We start from the raw sequence: 23528 nt of genomic DNA on the forward strand, positions 1-23528 counted from the left end.
GATCACTCCTTAGCCGGGTCAATAATAACGGTGTCCTGCCTTTTTTCAGCATCTATCTCATCAATCATTTCCAAAAGCCCCTGGCCGAGATCGCAATAAGTGTTCATTACTATCTTCTTGCCTATGCGCGGCATATACGAATACGGGGTCTGTATATAATGCGATATGGATTTTTCCGGGTTTACGCGTATCTTGACTTTGCCGCCGAGTATTTCATTAATAATATCAAGCAATTCCATAAGCTTCATCCTGTGGTGGCCCGTAAGGATTAGGGTTTGGCCCTTGTATTCGTCTTCCAATACCTCAACGCATATATCGGCGGCATCACAGACATGCACATACTCGCGTATTTCCTGGCCTGTGCCCTTAAATTCTATCTTGCCTGACTTAAAGGCCTCTTGCAGATACCTGAAAACGCTGTTTGAAGAGTTCGCCCTGGTGCCGTATAGCGTGCCGAATCTTAATATCGTGTAATTAAGGCCGTATCTTTCATTATACGCTTCAAGCAGGAGCTCACAGGCATGCTTGCTGACCCGGTAAAAAGAGCCTGTCCTGCTATAGACGTATATGGTGCTGGCAAATACAACACGCCGGACATTGTTCTGCCTTGCCGCCTCCAGAACATTGGTTGTCCCGATTATATTTATCTTCATCGTGTCAGGGGCATTGTCGCAGGCTTCATCCACATCGGCAAGCGCGGCAAGATGAAAAACAGCGTCCATGTTTTTCATGGCTTGAGAAAGCTCCTGCGGATGCAATATATCGCCTACTATCATATCCTGGCCCGGTTTTATAAAAGCTGATTTCTTTTTATCAAAAATTGCGACGTGATGCCCCGCCTCTGTCAAGGCATCGGCTATATGACTGCCCAAAAATCCTGAACCGCCGGTAACAAGGACATTTAAAGCGCCTTGTTGCTTCTTATGTTTTCCCATGGCCTATATCTCCTTATCCTTAGAGCCGATATTGCTTAAAAATGATTTCTCAAAATCCTCTTCACATAAACGAAAATGGTTTTTGCGGGATTGTTCCGGCAGAGACGACATGTAATCTTTATAGTTATTTCTCATCCGCTCTTCGGCATCCGCCCGGACCAAATCAAATTCATCGTCACTAAGTTCGCTCATATTTACCACCCTGCGCCAATAACCTTCGCAGATCCGCGAAAGATAAGAGTCCTCATCTTTTATAATACCCTTTCCCAGGGCATAATCATATATCTGCGAACCCGGCAGAGGGGTAAATATACAAAAACGCCTGCCCGGATGATGCAGGCCCTTGAACATCTCAACCGTCTCATTAACGCTTTGCCGTGTTTCACCCAGATATCCAAAAATCAAGGTGAGTTTTATATGAATACCTGCCTCAAGCGTCATCCTGATGGCATTTTCTATCTTCTGCCTTGTGATCCTTTTGTTCATGCGTTTTAGCATCTCATCACTGCCGCTCTCAACACCATAACCTATGGAAACTAAGCCGTTTTCCTTATAAAAGTTCAATTTATCCAGATTGATGGTGTCAACCCTGGCCTGGCCGTTCCAGATAAGCCCTCTTTTGCCTAATTGGACCGCGAGCTCGTCTATGCTTTTCTGTTTAAGGAATAAAAGCTCGTCCACAAAGTTAATAGCGTTTATACCGTATCTTGCCCTAAGAAAATCTATCTCTTTAATTATAGAACCCGTGGAACGTATGCGTATGTTTCTGAATGTCCTGCTGCAAAAATTGCACACAAAAGGACAGCCCCTGCCGCTTATCATAGCCATGACATTGGGCTTTTGCCGGTTTTCATATAAAGCGGCTGATTTATTGTGCACATAAAGCTTATTGGTCTTGTAAATATCCATATTGAACAGATCATAGGCCGGGCTGGGGAGCTTATCTATGTCCGTGATAAGCGGCCGCGGGCCGGTCTTTATGACCCTGCCCAGCCTTTTAAACGCTATGCCGTTAACATTATCAAAATCATTTATATTATTCAATATGTCTAATGCGGTCAGCTCCCCCTCGCCTATAACGCAGATATCAACATCCGTGTTTTTAAGCACCGCGTTATAGCTGAATGTGGCCAGCTGGCCGCCCAATATTATTGTGCAAGAGCCGTTTATCCTCTTAAGCTGCCGCGACAACCATTTAATATACACATACTGCGTTGCCATGGCGGTTATCATAACGCAATCAAAGGATTTCTCCTCAAGGCCTTTCAATGCCTCCTGCCTGTTCCATTGATGCGCGTATATATCAAACAGATCCATATCAAAACCGTTCTGCCTCAAAATGCCTGTTATACAGCCAAGGCCCCATGGAAAATGCGGGTCAAATATATCAGGCGGACGCTTGTCGTCGCCGGTTCCGAAAGGAGGATGAATCAATAATATTTTACTCATGTTATCGCCTTATAAGATAATTACTTTTTGCCCTTTGAGGGGCTTTTTATAAAAAATCCTCTTAGCAAGTCCCCTTGCAAGGATTCATCAAGGATGTTTTGTATAATATTTACGCACTCTGATTCTAAATTCAATCCATTCATTTTAGATATGGTAGACACATCTAAACCATTGCTCAATAATTTTTTACAGGCAAACCCATTCCTTGAACACATTTCAATTAAAGAGCGCTGTGAGAATAGCATAATATGGCGCGCCGATTCAAATGTCCTATGCGCCTCTTTGCCTGTCGCCTCACAATACCTAACTAACAGAGAATCCGCTGAAGGGACTTCGATTAATAAAAGCCCATTCTTTTTTAATAAGGCTTTGCATTTTTTAAGAAGAGAGTCGGGCGTATACACATGCTCTATAACGCCCCATAGCATAACCAGATCGTATTTTTCCTCTTCAGGCATCTTAAATATATCGCATTTTTTTATATTTAGATTGAAATTATTTTTTGCATACTCAACTGCAAAATCGTTAAAGTCTATACCATCGCTTTTCCATCCATTCTCTTTAAATACACTTAAAAGCTCCCCTAAGCCACATCCTATATCCAATACCCTGCCAGGCTTTTTAAAAAACTCCATAACCTGCTTATACTTATTTTTTGCAAGAACGTTTCTTCTATAATCTATTGTTGGCATCACTTTGTTGATATAATGCTCTTTATAACAATCCTGAGAATGTATTTTTATATTTATCTCTTGTTTAAACCTTGGAACTGCGTATACCATCTGGCATTTAAAACAGCGTCTGTAGGCAAAACGCTTTTGCTTGAATGTGCTGCCGTCTTTTGACTCACAATTAGGGCAACTTGTATATTCAATAAATAAGGGCTTGATTTGGCCGTTTTTGCCAAAATACCTGTCCAAAAACCTCTCAAATCTCTCATTTAATTCTTCGGTTTTGCCACTTGTTAACTTCTCATCCAGTGAAAATATATTACCTTTCTTGTAAGCCATAAAACATTTTTCCCTTCATTTATACGCTATATTTGATATTACCCCTTATAGATGAAACTCATTCCTGAGTCACCGTAAGGACGCCAAGAAACTAACTCAGATTTAAAACAATTATTAATAGCTCCTGCCATACCCCTCGTAAAATCTGCTCTATAATTAAAATATTCACCGGCCAGGATTACTGTACCAGATTGTAGATAAGGTTTAATAAATCTAAGAGCATCCATAGTTGATTCCCATAAATCGCAATCTAATATAACTAATGCTGCTTTGTTTTTTAAATCTAACAATGGTATATTTGAAAAATAACCCTGCACTATAGTATAATCTGATTGCGGGATTCCTTGTTTATGCAATTTTTGGACAAGGCTTTCTTTGCTAAATGTATATTTGCCTTTATGATATTTTCCATCAAGCGTGTCCTTTGGTGCTGGTAAACCCGCAAAAGAATCAAACAGGTAAAAGTGCCTATTAATACCTCTATGCTCTCTGTAAGCAGCTACAAAATCCGCACCAGAGCCTACACCAAAATGAAAATAATCGCCAACTACTTTATTGCAAGATAAATATTGACTAGAATGATAATAAATACCGCTACGACTTAAATAATCAAATAATATACCACTTCTTAATCGTGATACCCCCCCCTAATCAATCTTTCTATCATCACACAACCTCCTCTTTGGTTATAATGGCTAATTTACCAGCTCCTTGTAAATTCTATTAGAAACTATAGAGCTATTTATGCATATATCATCTGCATTAATAAAAACCTTGTTATCTCCAGATAATATACCCAAAACTTTATCACGAAAAATCTCATAAGATGCAACGTTAAGACCTTCAAGTAATTTATCATTATAGTCAAGCAGTATGGTAGAATGCTTGTTAGGATTAAGGAAAAATGTTAAAATCCCATGCGCATTAAGCTCATAACCCATTGTGGATCCATATGTCACAGCACATCGCGAGCCAAAAGCAATTTTATAACTATTAGCGTTTTTATCTACCGCTTCTAAGCCCGTGCTGGCAATTATTTCTTCTTCAATCTTATCTTCTCCGGCACTTGAATGATGCTTAATTGCTATGCGATAAGAAGGATAATCATTCTTAAACCTCACAAGCCACCTAATACAGTCATAATAATCATCTATAAACTTCGAATATGAATCCATGCGCTCATAGGCATTCATTACATTTATTCCTAACATCACTATATCCAGGTTCTTTTCCACTTTTTCCTGGTTGCTGAACCAGTAATATTCCATAAACATTGAGCCTACTGGTATAATTTTATCAATTCTAGCGCCGTATTCAAACAATCCATCAGCCGTGCGGTTACCCAAAGAAAAAAACCAATCAATATCACAGTAGTAGTACATGGCGTCCAATTGTATGATATTTTTCTGTATACACGTAGAAGCCCGTCCCCCATTTTTTTTAAATAAATAATTTTTTACAGCATTAGTAGCATAGTGCCTTTCCTGAACAATGTAGTCAGCTTTGTTAGCACTAAACAGTTTGCTATATTTAAGATAATCGTTAATAACAGGCGTCATAAGCAATATGAGATTTACATTTAATCGTATTGATAATATCAAATATAACCACACGCCAAAAATTATTTCATAGAAAAAAGAATAAAGTATATCTCTTGCATTATAATGCTTAAATTTTTTCTCATACTCAATATTATAACCTTTAAACTCGTCTTTGGCTGTCTTATATGTTGTAATTATTAAAACCTTATCTCTGCCTATTAAATCAATCAATTTCTTAAACCTTAGCAATTCTATTTTTGATGCAATGCCATCTACTATAAGCCTGTAGTTTTTCACGTTAAAAAACCACCTAGAGCAAATGAGGGCATACAATAACAAACCAAGGTGTTTAATAAATGACATTAGGATCCATTTTAATTTCAAGGAATCATCAAATTTGGCTTTTTTATACATATACAGATTTGCAATGCGTTTCTTAATCCCCTGCTTTATAACATTTTCCGGTAGATTGTACCACTTCCTAAAATACGCATACAAGCTTGTTAAAGCTGGTTGATCTGCAAACCTATTAATTATATCAAGAAGATTATCGCTTGATTTCTTAAAATCCTCATCCCTGTTGTGTGAAAACTTCACGAGCTTGATCATTGCTTTTCTCCGGATACTTCTTCCTTGCGCCTTCTATACATCATTTCACAAAAATCAAAATCTTCCTGGTAATCCACATCCATTGATGTTATCCTGTCAAGAATGAAAAAATACGGCTTTTGGCCGACGCATGAACCCCATCTGACCATATCATTTCTTTTTAGAATATTTATCAAAAAACTAAGGGCGCATAATCCTTTCAGGTCTTGTGAGCGCGGCCATGGATTGGGTTTAAAATTTATCGGCTTATTATTATAAAAAATATAATCCTTAACCTCATACGCGCTCAAAAGGCAATCGTATTCCGAGCCAAGCCCGTTATAGGCTTTTATCGCGTCTTCATAATTTTTCACAAGAGCAAGAGGATTAGTCACATTCACCCACGCTATATGCTCTCCCTTTATCTGGGAGGCTACATATGAATAGACATCGCTCATGGGTATACTGCTTGTGGAATACCTGCTATCGCGCCTGTGCGTGTCAAAACCCTTTTTCCTGGCTATCTCAAGTATCCGATCATCTTCGGAGGAGACAATGATATTAGAAAAACCCTTTACCATGCTCATGTGCTCAAGCTTTAATTCATAAAGGCTTGTATCACAAAAAGGCCGTGTATTTTTGGACTTTACCCTTTCCGAAACCCCCTTAACAGGTATCACGGCGACTATCTCTTTACCCATGCTTATGCTCCTAATTTTATATACTAATATCCTGCTTCGTTATATTGCCGCTCATTATAATGTCAAGCGACCTGTCCGGGCCCGCGTTAAAAAGCAGGTCAATTACCGATAGATTGGCCGCAAAACCAGGCCCAAGCTGGGGGTATTGGGGATGCTTATAATCCTGGAACAAAACTTTTATACCGCGCTCTTTGAACGAAGCGATATCAGCGTATTCCTTTCCCAGCGCGCCGAATATATATATACCGGCATTCAGTTTTACGCACATATCAAGCACCAGATCTGACTTACTGCCGGCAAAATTCATATCTGACGCTTTACAGTATTTAACATTTATATTCAATTCCTTTAGAAAAAATTTAAGCATCCATTCGTTTAAATCTGTTAAATACACCCAATCCTTAGCGTAAAGATCTTTAAAAAAATCTGAATACATATTAAAAAATGGCGCTTTTCTATAGGCATGAAATATTGACTGCCAATGTTTTTTTCTCCAATCCACGGAATTATTTATCTCAATCTGCCTTATCGGCTTTTCTCTGTGCCCTTTTGTCAGGACAGGCACGGTAAGCCAGATAACCCCGTTTGGAGTTTTTATCATGTTTCTGTTATTCCAGTCCTTTTTCAGGTATTGGACATTATCAAAATAACAAAAAGCGTCGCTTAGGGCTATTTTATGAAATAAGCCCAGCCACGGCAAATAAACAGGTTGATGCGCTGTCAGGATCATGCCAATCTATCCCTATCTATTCAATGACCGCGTAAGAACGCACGCTGTCAAAGGGAAAACGCTTTATCCTTAAGCCGCCTATCCCGATAGTTTCAAGCAGAGCGGCCGTTTCTCCCGGCCAGTCAGGATGATTAAGCTCATCAAAAGCGATCACTGCCCCTTTTGGCATACGCGGAAAAAATGCCTCAATGGCCGCCTTTGTAGGCTCATACAGGTCAAGGTCAAGATATAAAAGCGAGACAACAAGATGCGGATTATCCTTAACGTATTTTTTTGCCGTCTTTGTTATATCGCCTTTTACAAGCTCTATCTTATTGATATGCCCGACAGGCCTGTTTTGGTCAAACAATGACCTGCATCGGAGAAGTTCTTCCATAGAATCTACGCGCATACCGCCTTTTTTCGCATTGGGGTCTTTGTCTTTTTTGTCTTTGGCTGATATGCCGGGAAAACCTGAAAAAGTGTCAAAACCTATGACCCTCCTTGAATAGTTGACAGGCTCAAATATCGCGCTAAACATCGCCCATGACATCAGGCCGCCGCCATAACAGACGCCGCATTCCACAATACAGCCGTGGACATTGATTATCTGTTTGAATATCTCGTATTTGACAAGAAAAGAAGCCATACTCTGCCTGGGAACATACATCGGAAAATTCATCATCTTTTCTATGCCGGACATTCTGCTATTGTCTAATACCCCTGCCAATTGATCAATATAATTTATCTCTTTATCAGACCTTAAAGGCATGCCCAATCTATAATGCCCCTTTGCCTTTTCCATAAAAATCCTCCGTGTTTAGACCGCTTAAAGCAATCTGCCCGCGGCCTTATTACTATCGCATGCCGATATAAGGCCCTGGCATACCCTCTCTGCCCCATTGCCATCAATAAGTTTTAGCCCATTAGCCGCCATGGCTTTTCTGCGCGCCGGCTTTGCCATAAAATCCCTGACGGCCTTTTCCAGAGAGAGATCAAACAGTGTACTTTCATTGTAAAAAGCGCCGAGTATAATCTCTCTGGCCGATAATTCAGACACATTGCCAAACTGGTTCTCCCACAGGCCTATGCCGATCGTCGGACGCCCCAGAGAAACCAGCTCATATAAAGTCTGGCCTCCGGCGCAAAATGCCAGTGAACATGCCCTCATATAATTGAAAAGCCCTGAAGGCGCGAATATGAGCTTGACATCCTTTTTCATTAAGCCTGCCTGGGCCTCTATCGCGGCTGTATTATCATAATAAGGCCCGACTATTACCGTGACGCTAAAAGAGCCGTCAATGCCTTCAAGTATTTTAAGTATCCTGGTGCTCAAATCATAGTGGTCAACCCCGCCCATGGTAATAAGCACATTATCAATATTATCGCTCTCGCTATAAGAGGCATTAATGCCCCAGAAATCACTGCCAAGTATCAGATATCTTATGCCTAAAAAAAGCATTGTCCCTTCGGGCGCGTCGTATTTCATCGCTTCGGCATTAAGATTGCCGTTTATAATAATATGGGAGGGTACGCGCGCGCTGGCTGTATCATCTATAGAAACTGTCAGAAATCCCTTATCCATAAGCTTTTGCCTGAATCCTTCGCCTATCTCATATGAATCAATAATAATCATATCGGCTTTAAGCCTTTGGGCCTCTTCCATGGTCCGAAGGCAATCACCCGGCGAGCCTGTCTTAAGATCCATTGCCGTATAGCCAAAACCTTCTTTATCCAGGAATTGCCCGGCGCATTTATCATCTGCTATCAAAAAACGCGCCGAAATATTCTTTTGTCTGAATTTCTGCGCCAGGCAAAGGCATCTTTTAAGATGGCCTAAAGCAATCTCTTTTTTGGCGTCAACTCTTATCAGTGCCGTGCGCACAGGATATCTCCTTCTTCTTCAGGCAGTGCCTGGAATTTTAAGCCTTATTGTTTTTATAAACGTAAACCGTAAAATCATGCCCCATATAATCATGCCTTAATACGGCTCTTCGGCTAAGCTTCAGGCAAAAATCAAGCGTATCTCCGGCCTGGGCATAATATTCCTGCTGATTAAAAAAATCCGCTTTAACACTCATCATATTAAAACCTATGCCCAGGCGGCAGGCGTCAAACATAGCCGTAATAGTATCGCTTACATACCTTTCATGCTCCGGCACTCTGCGGTTGAAAATACCCGAACAAAGTATATAATCATAAAAAAGGCCTGCCGGAATATCGCCTATGCCGCCGTGTATAAATTCTCCTTTGGGATATTTTTGCCTTGCCCGTTCTATCATGGACAAAGAAATATCCATTCCCGTATAATCCGCCTTTATATCAGCCTCTTTCATCCAGCCGTAAAGATCGCCAAGCCCACAGCCGAGATCAAGGACCGATTTACCGTTTAGATCAGCTATAAGAGAGAGTATTTCAAAACGCTTTTCCTGCGAAGCCTTGCTTCCCCACGCGACAGAACCTATATCAGAACCATGCTGTTTTATATTATCATCATAAAAATCAACCAAAGCCTTCACGCCGGAGGCCTTGCAAGATAAAGCCTTTGCAACAGGCTCTTCGCAGGCTTGGCATGCACCGTCATAGCGCATGGCCAGATAACCCGACGGCCTGTCTTCATATGGAAATTCGTAAAAACCACACTTAGAAAAAAGCGACACGCTCGCCCTATTATCTTTTTTCATGACAGCAATGAATACTCCGTCCGGTTTTTTCCCCCGCATAACGCGAATACCATCTAAAAGCGCGGCAGGCCCTATGCCCATGCCGGTATATTTTTCCAAAAGATATATGCTTACAATATAATGCCCTTTTGCCGACAGCTCAAACCTGACCTGGCCTGCCGGAATATCCTTATAATTGATGATAAAAAAACCAGCCTCCTGGTCTTTCAGTATGCCGTCAAACCATGCCGAATGCTCCTGCCGCGTAACCGCCCTGCCGCTTCCGCCTAAGCCTATCAGAAACGGCGTATTTCTCCAGCCAAATATCATGTCTTTGTCTTTGGCCTCAACCGGCCTTAAAGCGATGTCCCGGCGCGCGGCCTGTCCGCCTTCTTTAAGGCAAAATGAAAGAGTGCGCGATATGCCCTCTTTAAGTTTTACGCGCGGCCTGAAATTAAAAGCCTCTGTTATTTTTTTCGTATCAGAATAAAATTTGCCTAATTCTCCCACGCGTTCCGGCCGGCTTTCAAATACCGGCTTTTTGCCGCGCGCCTGACAAAATGCCTCAAAAACATCCATAACCGATACGCCTTCTCCACAGCCTACATTAAAGGTCTGCCCGGAACCGGCATTAAAGGCCGTAATAGTCGCTTCAACGGCATCATCTATGTAAATATAATCTCTCAAATGCATGCCGTCTCCAAATATGGTAAGGGGCAGGCCCTTGGCTATGCGGTCGGCAAATATCGCTATTACTCCAACCTCGCCGAATATAGGCTGTCTCGGGCCATAAATATTGGCATAGCGGAGTATAGTATAATCAATCCCGAAATTATCGGAATAATACCTTATATATTCCTCGGCGCATTTTTTAGCCACCCCGTATGAATAAACAGGCACAGGCTCATCACTCTCTTTTGCCGGAAGCAGTTTCGGCCTGCCGTATACAGCCACCGAGGACGCGTATACGATCTTTTTTACCTTAAAATCAAGGCAGGATTTTAAAAGATTTATAGTGCCTATAACACTGCTTGCTATATCCGCGGCAGGGTCTTCAAGTTTTACGTTAAGGTTTATCTTGGCAGCCTCATGCAGGACATAATCAATCTTATGGCATCCGAATATCTTCTTCAAGATACCCATATCCGATATATCCGCCTTGTAAAAAACAACGCGCTGATCAATGTTTTCCAGCCTGCCTGTGCTTAGATTGTCTACAACAATAACATCATGGCCCAGAGACAATAATCTATCAACCGCGTGAGAGCCGATAAAACCCGCTCCGCCGGTAACAAGAAAACACGCCTTCGTAAAATTTTTTATATTATTTCCTTTTACCATGCTATTTATCTGGCCAGGTCCTGCCATGTTATGGGCGCGCCTTTGGCGATATCAACCTTAAGCGCGAGCCCTTTTACATTATCAATATCTTTAGGTTTTATCCCTGTGCCCGGTTTGGCGATCAGGATATCTTTTACGCCGAGCCTGCGGCCTTTTTTCATCCGCCTTGCCGCGACAAGGCTTAGCGTGAATTCCTGCCTGCATGCCATTTCGTTTTTTGCCGGGCATATAAGGGCACTGCCCATGCGTTTTTCCGCTTCCCGGATATCTTTTACATACGCCTTAAGCCCTGAAGGCGTCATGCTAAACCAGTGGTCGGGGCCGCTCATATTCCGGTCAAGGGTAAAATGCTTTTCAATAATACTCGCGCCCAGCGCCACAGATTGTACGGCCGCGGCATTGCCGACCGTATGGTCTGAAAATCCGACAGGCAGATTAAACTTTTGCCTTAATGCCGCCATGCGCGCCAAGTTTACGTCATCTGCCTTGGCAGGATAATTACTCGTGCAATGAAGTAAAATAACCCGAGTCTTGCCCGAGGCTGAAGCCGCCTCAACCGCTTCTCTTATATCTTGCTCATAAGCCATGCCGGTAGATAAAATGATGGGCAGTCTAAAACCCGACATATATCTTAAAAGCGGAAGATGCGATAAATAGTCGGAGCCGTTTTTAAGCATTTTAACGCCCGCGCGGATAAGTTCATCAACGCCCTTTTTTGATGTCGGCGTTGACAAAAAATCTATGCCGAGGCAATCGCAAAGTTTTTTTAATTTTTCAATCCAGCCTTTGCCCATCTGGCACCGCCTGCATAACTGCCACATGGACTGTGTCTTTTTCCTGCCGCGCTCTTTATACGTGTAGGTGATAGATCTATCTACGATAAAATCTTTTGTATCATAATTCTGGAATTTTACCGCGTCAGCGCCTGAATCAGCCGAGGTTCTGACCATATCGCATGCCGTATGCAGACTGCCGTTATGATTTATCCCGGCTTCGGAAATTATATAGACTTTTTTGCCTTGGCGTAAATCGTAATCAGTTTTCATGGCCGGACTTTATTTTATTTAAATAATATTTTACCAGCGCCACGTCATCAGGCATATCAACCTCAAGCGTATACATCATATCGCTCTGGATTACAGGAACGACATTATTGCCCAAATAAATATGGGCCTTTCTTATGCCGCGGGCTTTGTAAAGATTTTCAACCCTTAAGGCAAGCACCGATCCGTCAAGCAGATAGCGCTTCGGAAATTCCTGCCTTCTTATGCCCTTGACATCCTTTACTATCGGGACAAGCATGCCCTTTTTATTTATTATCTTCATGGCCTCGGGCACCTGATCGGCCTCATAACAGGTTACGCAGGAATCGGCCTTTGAGGCTATGAGTTTTTTGATAACCTTGTCTATAATACCCTTTTGCCTTATAGGGACATTGGCCTGCGTCCACACAACTATATCCGCGTGATAGCCGAATTGTTTCTTAAGATATTCAACCGCGTGCAGAAGGGCCTCTTCTATGGGGGAATCATCTTTGGCGAATTTGGCGGGCCGTTTTATTACTTCAATATCATAGACGCTTTTAACAATACCGGCTATCTTATCGCTATCGGTTGAGACAACCGCCTTATCTATAAGCTCGGAGGCAAGAACGTCTTCTATCGTATAACCTATAAGGGGCTTACCGTTAAAATCAACGGTATGCTTGTCTTTTACACCTTTTGACCCTCCGCGCGCCGGTATAATGCTTAATATTTTCATCCATTCGCTCCTTTTTAGCTATGCCTTACCTTGTTCCAGGCCTTCAATTCATCAATCATGTTGGCCTGTATTTCATAAAGCTGTTTATCTGAAAAATTTGTAAAATTTATCCTTATCTTTTCGCCTTGCTCGCCAAGCGATAGTATATATTCCTCTTCATTTTTTATCATACCCTTGTTTAATGCCATCTCATACAAGCGCGTGCCGGGATAGGGCGTTAAAAAGAATATAACTTCGGGGACAAGCTCTAATTCCTTGCAAAAATCAATAGTCTCTTGTATGCTCTGCTTTGTCTCGCCGGGATACCCTATCATAAACGAGGTATCGGCCCATCCGAGATGCTTTCTGGTAAGGGCTACCGCCTTTTTTGCCTGCGTGATAGTAACGCGTTTTTTGATAAAATCAAGCATGGCCTGGCTTCCGGACTCTATGCCGTATCCTATAAGAACACATCCTGCCTGCGACATGGCAATTATCATATCCTCGGTCATCAGATTCACCCTGCCGGCACAGCCCCAGGTAATGGGCGATCCTATCTCTTGTGAAAATTCCTTTACAAGCCGGCAAAACTCAAAAGTAAAATCCCTATTGACGACAAACTCATCATCAATAAAATGAAAATACTTGACCCCGTAGCGGTTATAAAGCTGTTTTATCTCTTCCATAATATTGCCAGGCGAACGGGTCCTGTATCTTGCGCCCATAAAATCATGGTAACAATACACGCACTGATAAGGACAGCCCCTTGTCCCGTATATGTTCATGGAAAGGCTTTCTCCGTCCCGCGATGAGCCGTCTATCCATTTATTCCTGTTCGGCGCGCCCACGGGGTTTTTCAGGTATATATCCATGGGGAAAAGATCCCATGCCGGCAAAGCTATACTGTCTAAATCCTTTACAGGTTGTCTCGGGGCGGTCCGGATTATGCCTCCTTTATCGTCTTTATAACAAATGCCGTTTACCGAGGACAAGTCCCCGCCCGCGGCCATAACGGATATCAATTCTTTGATCGTCTCTTCTCCTTCGCCGATAACAACTATATCAACAGGGTTTGACCCAAGCATTATAGCGGGAATAGACGAACCGACACTGCCTCCTACAATTATCTTTCTGCCGGGATGGTGTTTCTTCAAAACCGACACAAGCCATTTGACATACTTGTATATAGTAATTATGCCTCCGATACCTACGACATCGTAATCCGCCCCGCTTATCATTTCTTCTACCTTCTGCCTGTCCCATCTGTATCCGTTTATATCCATAACCCAGACATCATGGCCATCTTTAAGCAATACAGAAGCTATATAACCTAATCCAAGAGGAAATACATTAGGTTTAGACCATTCGCGTATCGGCGGATTTATCAATAATACTTTCATCTTAGAGCGTCCTTTAATATTTTCACAACACGGCGTATGTCCGACGGTTTGAGCGAAACATGAAGCGGCAGTGACAGTGTACCACGGTAATATCTGTCCGCGTTAGGGTAATCAGAGCGCACTCCCAAAGACCTTTTCGCGTAATAGGGGTGCTCATAAACAGGTATATAATGGACCTGGGCTCGTATCTTATGAAGTAAAAGTTTTTCAAATACCTGCCTGCGTTTCTTACAGTCTTTGAGCCTGATAAAAAATAAATGGCACGCGCTGCGGCAATTATCTGATTCGGGCGGCAATTGAATATCACGGCAATCGCAAAGCAATTCCCGGTAAAGCGCGGCAAGCTCATTTCGCTTACCGATAAAGGCTTTGAGTTTTTTAAGCTGTGATATGCCGAGCGAGCACTGTATATCGGTTAGCCTGTAATTAAACCCTAACTCTTTCATTTCATAATACCAGGGCCCTTTTTTGGCTAAAATATTTTTATCCTTATAAGTGCCGTGCGCGCGCAATGCGCGCAATCTCCGGTATAAATTGGCATTATTTGTCGTAATCGCCCCGCCCTCGCCGGTGGTAATAGATTTTACTGGATGAAAACTAAATACCGACATGTCAGAGTGCTGGCAGGAACCTGTCTTGTGCCATACGCCGCCGCAGCGGTATTCGGCGCCTAAAGCGTGGCAGGCGTCTTCAATTATTGTTAAAGATCTTTTAAGGGCTATCTTTTTTATGCGCTCCATATCACAGGGAAAACCCGCGAAATGCACGGGTAGAATGGCTTTGGTCTTTCTGGTAATCTGTTTCTCTATCAAAGAGGGGTTTATATTGACCGTGATGGGGTCTATATCGGCAAATACGGGCTTTGCCCCTGTATACAATACGGCATTTGATGTCGCCAAAAAAGTAATAGGGCTGGTAATAGCCTCGTCCCCGGGCTTGAGGCCGCAGGCAATACAGGCCAGATGAAGCGCCGCTGTTCCGCTTGAAAGCGCCACGCAATAACGTGCTGTCGTGTATTTACAGATCATGGATTCAAATTCATCCACTCTCGGGCCTTGCGTAAGCCAGTCCGAACGAAGCGCGCCAACCACTTCTTCTATATCCCGGCTATCAATGCATTGTCTTCCGTAACAAAGGTTTTTCATACCATATCTTTGAGTATTTTTTGAAGCTCATTGCGGGTAAGGTTTTTATCGTTCTTATCACTGCGATAAGCAAAGCCGGGCTCAACCGGCTTATTCTTCTTGTATCTTTCAAATGCCTTTGTGCCCTGCCTGGCAAATTGGGATATTATAACATAGATATCGTCAAGGACCTTCGTATTGCGGCTTTCATCCTCCGATATAAGCGTTTCATGCACCTTCTCTCCCGGGCGTATGCCGGTGACCTTGAATTCGCAATCAGGATCAATCGCCCTGGCAAGGTCTGTTATTTTCATTGAAGGAATCCTGGGCACAAATACTTCTCCGCCTACAGCAACCTCAAGCGCCTTTATGACAAGCCCGACGCTTTGTTTTAAAGTCATCCAGAAACGGGTCATATTAAGGTCTGTTATGGGAAATTCTTTTACGCCTTTTTGTTTCAGGTCCATAAACAAGGGTATGACACTGCCGCGTGATGCCACAACATTGCCGTATCTTACCACGGAAAATGCCGTTCTGTCTCCGCCATAAGCGTTTGCCGCGATAAATATTTTTTCAGCGGCAAGCTTCGTCGCGCCGTAAAGGTTTATCGGGTTTACCGCCTTATCCGTTGACAAAGCTATTACTTTTTTAACTCCGGAATCTATCGCCGCGTCAACAATATTGTCGGCGCCTATAATATTGGTCTTTACAGCCTCTATCGGATTATACTCTAAAGCTGGCACTTGCTTTAATGCCGCGGCGTGGATCACTATGTCAACGCCGTAAAAAGCCCTGCCGAGCCTGCTCCTGTCCCTGATATCTCCCAAAAAATAACGTATTGGATATTTACCGTCGGGAAAAAGCTTTGCCATATTATACTGTTTGAACTCGTCCCTGCTGAATACTATGACCTTTTTCGGCTTATAGGAATCAAACGCGGCTTGGACAAATTCATGTCCGAATGAGCCTGTGCCGCCGGTTATTAAGACAGTGCTGTTATTTAACATAAGTTTCTCCCGCTGTATGCTTGCGTTTTACGTTAAACCCTTTAGGCAGTGTGCCAAAAGAAGCTTCCGCCTCTTTTTTCAGGGCAAGATACTCTTCCTCCTTGCGCTTAAGGTAGTGATGGGTATAGCGAAGCTTGGTCTCTATGCCTTTCTGCGTTAAAAGATAGCCTATCTTTCTGGCCTTTTGCCCTTCCTGGGTAAAATGCTTTATGGATACAAGGCCTCTTTTGGCTATTACCTTAAGCAGGTAATTTATCTTACCCAGAGAAACGCCAAGACAGCTTGACAGGTCTCTTTGCGTCGGCTTGCTTCCCGAATAAAGTATCCTTAATATATTAAAAATATCTTCCCTTATATCTTCTCTTATATTGTCTTTCATATACTGCCATCTCCGGCGCGGCAAGCTTTGGGGCTTTTTTTGCAGGCGCTATCTTCGCGCACGCGGCTTAATATGTATACCAGATCGCTTTTTGCAAGCCTCCTCGGCCCGTCTTTTATTCTCTTATACTTCAATATCATGCCGGCAAGCCTGTCCGGCTTAAAATCAGGCATTATTATGTTCCGGGAATATTTTCGCAATAAAGAAACCACTTGCCGGGTAGACTCTAATCCCATAAGATAGGGAAGTTTGGCATAATCCATAAACTGGACAAAATACGGCAATAGTTTACCGCATGCCGCGGCATGGCTTAGCCCATATCGGGAGGTAAAAGGATAAGACGAGGCATGGACAACATTGGTCTTGGAAATCTCTATGGCCTTTCCCGCTTCGTTTCCGGCTTTTATCAAAAGATCATTGTCCTTTGACTTGATATAGCTCATAAGCATGCGTAATGCGCGGGCGCAATATCTGCGGCTTGGGCCTGTCGCGTTAACAGACCACAAAGACTCTATCGCGTGCGCGAAAGCGTCAAGCATAGTAAGCCTTGCCGTTTCGGCAGGAAGACTTTTGGCAATGCCTGGTATAAATTTTAATATGGGCTTTGCCGTGGCAACCGATATCTTGCCGCCTGCTTTCCAAAGTGTCGCGTAAGGCGTAATAGCCGCGCCGGATGCGGTAGACGGTATGGTTATCGCGGGCTTTCTGCCCGATATAACCTTGGCCGTATCAATCGCGCTTCCGCCTCCTATGCCTATTACGACGTCCTTATCTGTTTTAAATCTAAGCAGATCAGTGCCGGGCTGGCCCGATACTGTTAAAAAATCCGTGTCTTTATAGCCTTGGGCAATTTTTAAAGCAAGGGCCTTATTACTTTTGCTATATACTATTAACGCTGAGCGCATGTTTAAACCTTGTCATAATCTCGCCGGGTTTCATGGGTATACGCGGCGCCACACCCTTGTCTTTATCAACCTTTATCACGTATGTATTGGGCGCTATAGAAGCAAAGTCAACCGCGTCCGAACATGTCGGCTGGCCGCCCGTTGAACTGCAGCAATTATTATCCAGTATATAATGCTTTAGATTGGCAGGATTAAGCTTTTTATGAAGCGCCAATGTGCCTAAAGACATAAGCACGGCCGCGTCTCCGGATATCACGATAACCTTGCAGGAAGAATTGATAGCTATGCCAAGGCCTATGCCCAGAGCCGACCCCATGCTTCCGAGCATATAAAAATTCCTGTCCCTGTCCATTACAGCGTATAATTCCCTTGATATCATGCCCGTGGATGAGACTACCGCCTCATCGGTGACATTTTTCATGATAGCGCTTATCGCCTCAATTCTCTTCATTTTCATCAAATATCCTATAATCGTCGTATTCCAGAAGTTCCAATAGTTTTATTGTAATGCTTGCCATAAAAGCGTGGTGTTCTGGCTTGTCCCTTAGGCTGACAAGAAGCCCTATCCGCATCCCATAAGGCTTGACAAGCGAGGTCACTATATCAACTATATTTCCGAGCCCGCTATTCTGCAAAAAGACAAGCGGTTTTTTACCTGCCAAATAGGCGCCCGCGGCAAGCGCCATGGCTTCGTCTTCTTTTGTGCACGGGATATAGTTCTCTATCCGGTTTATGAATTTTTTTAATTTAGAGCACGGCACGCCGAAAACGGCGTCATAATCTTTCATTTTTTACCGAACCTTTTTTCAATCATTTCAGTCTCTTTTATGGGCGTAAGATATCTCATGTCGTCAAGCGTTGCCGAGAGCCCTTTTTCTATGGCTAAGGTATTGTCATTCTCCTTGATAAGCCTAAGGCCCTGGCGTATGGCCTTAATCTTTATCCTTTCCGTCTGATTGGCAAGCACTACAACGGAAAACCCCGCGTGGAACAGGCGTTTATTGTTTATCTGTGGAAATTTTGTCGGTACTATTACAAGGGGCGTATCCAATTTCCACCTGCCGGGTATAGACAAAGCCTGCCTGCCCGTAGCCTCTCTTGTGTGTATCATCACCATGTCCGCGCCGCAAGAAGCATAATACTTGGCCCTTTTGACTGCTTCAGCCATACCGTATCCGCGTATCAATGCCTCTGTCCTTGCCACTATTATAAAATCCCTGGTATTCTGCGAGGCCTTGCCCGCCATTATTTTCATGCCATGCTCTTGCATAGACAAGAGAGGGACTTTACCGCCCCATAATGAATTCTGTTTGGGGAATATATTGTCCTCAACGCATATGCCAGCACAGCCTATCTTTTCAAATTCCTTTACCGTCCTTACAAAGTTATGCAGTCCGCCGTATCCGTTATCGGTATCCACTATCACGGGCAATGAAGTGGCATCAACAATAGGCTTGGCAACATTAAGCATATCGGTCATTGTTATAGAACCATTATCAGTCAGCCCCAGCCTGGCAGAGGCCTCAAAACCCGATACCCATATACCGTCAAAATCCGCCTCTTCCACAAGCCTTGCCGTTATCGCGTCCCCTGCGGAGACAAGCACGGCCTTTTTGCCCTTATCAACAGAAGCCTTCAGGCTCTTTCTTTGTTTTATCCTATCCAATATGGCTGTGGTTGTGACATCAGGATATGCCTCCACCTGGACTACCTTGCATAATTTTTGCTGTTTTATCTTTTTATATTCGGCAGGCAGCCAGTCATTACCGTGAACAGCTATATCAACTTTATATTTTTTGATGTTTTCGGACATAGTAGGGCGCCTGGAACCCATGCAGTCTTCCACGACCAGGTCCACACCCCTGACAGATTCTATTATGGCCTTTCTGTCTTCAAAGGGTATGACAGGGTTTCTCTTGTAGGCCTTGATAATATCATCCGGGTGAAGGCCTATGATCACAAAATCCCCAAGCGTGTTTATCTTTTTGATAAATTCTAAATGCCCGCGGTGAAAAAGATCACCTGCCATCGTGGCATATACTATCCTTTCCTTTTTATTGTGCATAAAAAGCCCTCTTGTCTGTGGTTACTGATGCGGGAGATCGGCGCGCAAAAAGTCTTGGCGCGGGGTCATATGTTCATTTATTGAACATTATACAGGGTTAATAAAATTAATGCAAGAGAAATATGAAAAGAAGGCTTTATTTGCGGGTAGCCCGCTTCGGGGCAGGTTTTGGCTTCGCGGGCAATATTTTGCCGGATCGCAGGACATAGCGCCTGCCGCAATACGAGCAGTCCGCCTTACCGCCAACAGGCTTAATCCTTGTCCCGCACTCACAGGCCCAGCCTATCTGGCGGGCGGGAACACCGGCAACCATGCAATAATCCGGTATATCTTTTTTTACAACCGCGCCGGCCGCCACAAAGGCATAATTGCCTATTGTAATGCCCGATATTATCGTGGCATTGGCGCCTATTGAGGCGCCCTTTTTAACAAGTGTGGGTAAAAATTCTTTTTTTCTGTCTATAAAAGCCCTCGGCGTATAAACATTGGTAAATACGCACGACGGCCCGCAGAATACATCGTCTTCAAGGCAAACACCTTTATACACGGATACATTATTTTGTATCTTACAGCCGTTACCTATTTTAACATCAGGGCCTATGGAAACGTTTTGGCCTATTACACAGTTTTGGCCTATATCGGAACCGGAGAGTATATGCGAAAAATGCCATATCTTTGTTCCGCGGCCGATTATGGCGCCTTCTTCCACATATGAGCTCTGATGGCAAAAATAATCTTTTTCACGCAATGGCCCGCGCGCACTGCCGGTTTCTTTTCTTATCAGCATATCCGCCTCCTCAAGAACGCTTAATACCCTTAGCCCTTCCCTGCCGTCTGTCAAAGGGGCCTTTCTCTGCCTTACACAATGCACAAAATGCGCTATCTCTTCTTTCAAAGGCTCTTTGTCTTCAATCTCTATTATCTGACAGTCCGCTTTTACGGCAATAGGCGGCCCGCCATTATTCCGTGTTATCTTGTGCGGATAGATAAATAGCTTTTCCCGTGTCATATCGTCAAAAACCGCCATGGCCTTTGAGCCCACGACCACGAGCTTTTGTTCTTTATACGGGTTAAGCCAGCTTACGAATATATGAGCCTTGACCTTGTTTTTGAATTCAAGAGTAGTCAGGGTAACATCATGGACTTTACTGCTTAGATAATCCTCTCCGAAACAGCCTATCTTTACAGGCATATCATTTAAAAGCATGAGTATCACCGATATATCATGCGGGGCAAAACTCCATAGGATGTTTTCTTCAACCCTGACCTTGCCGATATTAAGCCTGTTGGAATTGACATACTGTATATCGCCCAATAAGCCCTGGCCGATAAGCTCCTTAAGTTTTATAACAGCGGGATGATATTGCAGGATATGGCCTACCATCAATACGCGCCTCTTCTCTTCGGCAATCCGGACAAGCTCTTCACCATCTCTGGTATTGAGCGCTAACGGTTTTTCAACAAAGACGTCCTTGCCGGCAAGGAGCGCGGCCTTGGCCATATTAAAATGCGCCGCCGCGGGCGTTGATATCAGAACGGCATTAACCAGCTCGTCCTTTATGATATCGTTAAAATCATCCGTAAATCGCACGCCGGAAAAGGCGGGTTTTTTTTCTTCAAGGGTCTTTATATCAGTATCACAGGCGGCATAAAGAAGGCCTGTCTGATAGGCATTGCGCAATATATTCTTGCCCCAATAACCCAGGCCCGCGACCGCCAACCTTATATCTTGTTCTTGTCTTTGCATATGCAATTTACACCTTATTTAAAATGGGCAATAACTCGTCTTTGACGCCCATTCGCAAATGTCCTCTATGATCTTTTCTTTTGATGCCAGGGGAACCCAGCCAAAATCCGCCCGAATCCGGCTATTGTCAGAGATATATACCGGGATATCAAAAGGCCTTGTATTGGCCTGGGATAAAATACGAGTCTTATTGCCTGTCACAGCCTGGCATAATTCGGTAAGCTCAAGTAAAGACAATGAATTCTTTGCCCCTCCGCCCACATTATATACCCGGCCGCCTGCCTTACCCATGTCATCCGCCTGCATAGCTATAAGGCGGCAGAGGTCGTCAATGTGCAAGATATCTCTTACCTGTTTGCCTTTGCCCGACCATCCGATATAAGATACCGGCTTTTGAAAAAGATGGGACATGGCCCATAGGCTGATAAAACCCTGGTCTGTTTTGCCAAACTGCCACGCTCCTGCCACAACAGACATTCTGTTTATTACAGCCTTTATGCCGTAATTAGCGGCATATTCGGTAAGCAGTAATTCACAGGAAAGCTTTGTCGCCCCATAAAGGCTCCTGGCGCCTTCAAGGCTAAAACCTTCGCCTATGCCCCTTGAAGAAAAACCTGCTATCCGGCTTTTTTCATTCCAGATAAAACGCGATTTTTCCTCTTTGATCTTAAGGGCCCTTATGCCGGCATAGGGATAAACCCTGCTCGTTGATAAAAAAATAAAATCGCTTGCCTTTTTACGGGCCAGCTCAAGGCAATTTACCATACCCATAAGATTGGTATTGATAACATATTCAGGCCCTGATGATATATCGGCAAGCACCGAAGGCTCGGCGCTGCATTCTATGATAAGCCCGATCGGGGTTTTTATGTCAAGGTCTTCGCGGCACCTGATATCGCCGTGTAAAAAAACAATGCCGTTCTCGGACAATCGTTTAATATTAAGCTCCGAGCCGCGCCTTTTAAGACTATCCAATGCCATAATGCGCGCCTTTGGATACAGCTTCTTAAGATATAAGCAGATATTACTGCCGATAAAACCCGCGCCGCCTGTTACCAGTATATTTTTATGCCCCACTCCTGGCCTCCATTTCTTCGCACATCTGCGCTATAGTCTCATCCAGGTTGTATTCATAATCCCATTTTGGATAGTGGTTCTTGAATTTAGACACGTCTGATATATACCAGATATGGTCGCCCGTCCTCGGTTTATCGCAATATTCCATAACCGCCTTTTTACCGGTTATGGCCTCTATCTTCTTTACCGCCTCAATTATAGAGATATTTGAATGCCTTGAACCGCCGATATTATACACCTCACCACAACGGGGATTACAATAAAAATGATAAAAGGCATTCACCAGATCGTGGGAGTGTATATTATCCCTTACCTGCTTGCCCTTGTAACCATTGATAATGTATTTTTTGCCGCAAAGCGCGCATTGGATAAGATAGGCGAGAAAACCGTGTAAAATCGCCGCGCTGTGACGAGGGCCCGTAAGACAACCTCCTCTAAAAACAGCTGTCTTTAATCCGAAATACCTGCCGTATTCCTGCACAAGAAGGTCGGCCGAGGCTTTTGAAACACCGAATAAGCTGTGCGTGGACATGTCAATACTCATGGTCTCGTTTATACCCTGATAAAATTTGTGGCCTTGCGGTATTTCGTATCTTGTATCAAGCTCTACAAAAGGCAGGGTATTGGGGCTGTCTCCATAGACCTTGTTTGTGGAAGTAAATATAAAAACCGCTTCAGGGCAATACCTGCGAAAAACCTCAAGGAGCAAAAGCGTGGCAAAGGCGTTAACGCTAAAATCAGTCTCGGGGTCTGTTGCCGCCCAATCATGCGAAGGCTGGGCAGCGGCATGAATGATAAGGTTGAATTTATTTTTTTTAAATATGGCTTCTATGCCGGGCTTATCCCTTATATCAATATCTATGTGCCTGAAGCCCGGGCAGTCCTTTATGAGAAGTTCTTTATTCCACGAAGTCCCGGCAGTAGGCCCAAAAAAAGAGCTTCTCATGTCATTATCAATTCCCGTGACAAGAAACCCTCTTTCAGAGAAAAATCTGACGGCCTCTGAACCGACTAATCCGCTGGAACCTGTTACAAGTACATTTGGGGTCATTTGGACTTCATAAACGGTTAAATTAGCGTAAAAAACATTATGATGAATATTATCACATTTGCGCTGTTTTTGTCAACACCGGGAATGCAATTAGGC

General features: G+C 43.5%; 23 protein-coding genes. All 23 read right to left on the reverse strand.

The genetic code is table 11. The features are described 5' to 3' along the window. Positions 1-2 precede the first annotated feature (2 nt). On the reverse strand, positions 3-935 hold the full coding sequence (locus tag PHV77_00275) for an NAD(P)-dependent oxidoreductase (GenBank protein MDD5503736.1): 933 nt from the start codon (positions 933-935) through the stop codon (positions 3-5). 3 nt (positions 936-938) lie between these two features. Beyond that, positions 939-2384: a radical SAM protein gene (locus PHV77_00280; GenBank protein MDD5503737.1), complete on the reverse strand. Its 1446-nt coding sequence runs from the start codon at positions 2382-2384 to the stop codon at positions 939-941. Positions 2385-2404: 20 nt separating this feature from the next. Continuing rightward, positions 2405-3394, reverse strand: a complete 990-nt coding sequence (locus PHV77_00285; GenBank protein ID MDD5503738.1) for a class I SAM-dependent methyltransferase — start codon at positions 3392-3394, stop codon at positions 2405-2407. Positions 3395-3432: 38 nt separating this feature from the next. Continuing rightward, the gene (locus PHV77_00290) at positions 3433-3984 is read right to left on the reverse strand and encodes a macrocin O-methyltransferase (protein ID MDD5503739.1); all 552 of its coding nucleotides are present in this window, start codon (positions 3982-3984) and stop codon (positions 3433-3435) included. Positions 3985-4089: 105 nt separating this feature from the next. Beyond that, positions 4090-5544, reverse strand: coding sequence for a hypothetical protein (locus PHV77_00295; protein MDD5503740.1), 1455 nt, complete (start codon positions 5542-5544; stop codon positions 4090-4092). Further along, complete coding sequence (locus PHV77_00300) at positions 5541-6224, reverse strand: hypothetical protein (GenBank protein ID MDD5503741.1); 684 nt, start codon at positions 6222-6224, stop codon at positions 5541-5543. The genes PHV77_00295 and PHV77_00300 overlap by 4 nt, the downstream gene beginning before the upstream one ends. A gap of 16 nt (positions 6225-6240) precedes the next feature. After that, entirely contained in the window at positions 6241-6954 is a 714-nt protein-coding gene (locus tag PHV77_00305; protein MDD5503742.1) for a WbqC family protein, read from the reverse strand. A gap of 16 nt (positions 6955-6970) precedes the next feature. Further along, entirely contained in the window at positions 6971-7738 is a 768-nt protein-coding gene (locus tag PHV77_00310) for a macrocin O-methyltransferase (protein ID MDD5503743.1), read from the reverse strand. Positions 7739-7762: 24 nt separating this feature from the next. Then, complete coding sequence (gene pseG / locus PHV77_00315) at positions 7763-8818, reverse strand: UDP-2,4-diacetamido-2,4,6-trideoxy-beta-L-altropyranose hydrolase (protein MDD5503744.1); 1056 nt, start codon at positions 8816-8818, stop codon at positions 7763-7765. Between the two features lie 37 nt (positions 8819-8855). Next, positions 8856-10964, reverse strand: a complete 2109-nt coding sequence (locus PHV77_00320) for a GNAT family N-acetyltransferase (protein ID MDD5503745.1) — start codon at positions 10962-10964, stop codon at positions 8856-8858. Continuing rightward, the gene (locus tag PHV77_00325; protein MDD5503746.1) at positions 10943-11983 is read right to left on the reverse strand and encodes an N-acetylneuraminate synthase family protein; all 1041 of its coding nucleotides are present in this window, start codon (positions 11981-11983) and stop codon (positions 10943-10945) included. The genes PHV77_00320 and PHV77_00325 overlap by 22 nt, the downstream gene beginning before the upstream one ends. Continuing rightward, positions 11973-12698, reverse strand: a complete 726-nt coding sequence (locus PHV77_00330) for an acylneuraminate cytidylyltransferase family protein (protein MDD5503747.1) — start codon at positions 12696-12698, stop codon at positions 11973-11975. Before PHV77_00330 ends, PHV77_00325 begins: the two co-directional genes overlap by 11 nt. A 14-nt stretch (positions 12699-12712) precedes the next feature. After that, entirely contained in the window at positions 12713-14077 is a 1365-nt protein-coding gene (locus tag PHV77_00335; GenBank protein ID MDD5503748.1) for a radical SAM protein, read from the reverse strand. Beyond that, on the reverse strand, positions 14074-15222 hold the full coding sequence (pseC, locus tag PHV77_00340) for a UDP-4-amino-4,6-dideoxy-N-acetyl-beta-L-altrosamine transaminase (GenBank protein MDD5503749.1): 1149 nt from the start codon (positions 15220-15222) through the stop codon (positions 14074-14076). The genes PHV77_00335 and pseC overlap by 4 nt, the downstream gene beginning before the upstream one ends. Beyond that, complete coding sequence (gene pseB / locus PHV77_00345; protein ID MDD5503750.1) at positions 15219-16208, reverse strand: UDP-N-acetylglucosamine 4,6-dehydratase (inverting); 990 nt, start codon at positions 16206-16208, stop codon at positions 15219-15221. Before pseB ends, pseC begins: the two co-directional genes overlap by 4 nt. Continuing rightward, complete coding sequence (locus tag PHV77_00350; GenBank protein MDD5503751.1) at positions 16198-16587, reverse strand: MarR family EPS-associated transcriptional regulator; 390 nt, start codon at positions 16585-16587, stop codon at positions 16198-16200. Before PHV77_00350 ends, pseB begins: the two co-directional genes overlap by 11 nt. Further along, entirely contained in the window at positions 16584-17492 is a 909-nt protein-coding gene (locus PHV77_00355; protein MDD5503752.1) for an iron-containing alcohol dehydrogenase, read from the reverse strand. The genes PHV77_00350 and PHV77_00355 overlap by 4 nt, the downstream gene beginning before the upstream one ends. Then, complete coding sequence (locus PHV77_00360) at positions 17467-17949, reverse strand: thiamine pyrophosphate-dependent enzyme (GenBank protein ID MDD5503753.1); 483 nt, start codon at positions 17947-17949, stop codon at positions 17467-17469. Before PHV77_00360 ends, PHV77_00355 begins: the two co-directional genes overlap by 26 nt. Beyond that, entirely contained in the window at positions 17930-18280 is a 351-nt protein-coding gene (locus tag PHV77_00365; GenBank protein ID MDD5503754.1) for a hypothetical protein, read from the reverse strand. Before PHV77_00365 ends, PHV77_00360 begins: the two co-directional genes overlap by 20 nt. Further along, a complete protein-coding gene (locus tag PHV77_00370; GenBank protein ID MDD5503755.1) occupies positions 18277-19557 on the reverse strand; it encodes an isocitrate lyase/phosphoenolpyruvate mutase family protein in 1281 nt (426 codons plus the stop codon). The genes PHV77_00365 and PHV77_00370 overlap by 4 nt, the downstream gene beginning before the upstream one ends. A 136-nt stretch (positions 19558-19693) precedes the next feature. Continuing rightward, entirely contained in the window at positions 19694-21304 is a 1611-nt protein-coding gene (locus PHV77_00375; protein ID MDD5503756.1) for a Gfo/Idh/MocA family oxidoreductase, read from the reverse strand. Between the two features lie 18 nt (positions 21305-21322). Then, positions 21323-22381, reverse strand: coding sequence for an NAD-dependent epimerase/dehydratase family protein (locus PHV77_00380; GenBank protein MDD5503757.1), 1059 nt, complete (start codon positions 22379-22381; stop codon positions 21323-21325). After that, positions 22371-23432, reverse strand: coding sequence for an NAD-dependent epimerase/dehydratase family protein (locus PHV77_00385; GenBank protein ID MDD5503758.1), 1062 nt, complete (start codon positions 23430-23432; stop codon positions 22371-22373). Before PHV77_00385 ends, PHV77_00380 begins: the two co-directional genes overlap by 11 nt. Between the last annotated feature and the right edge of the window lie 96 nt (positions 23433-23528).

This window comes from Candidatus Omnitrophota bacterium, assembly GCA_028716165.1.
In the GTDB taxonomy this organism is placed as follows: Bacteria; Omnitrophota; Gorgyraeia; order JABMRG01; family JABMRG01; genus JAQUQI01.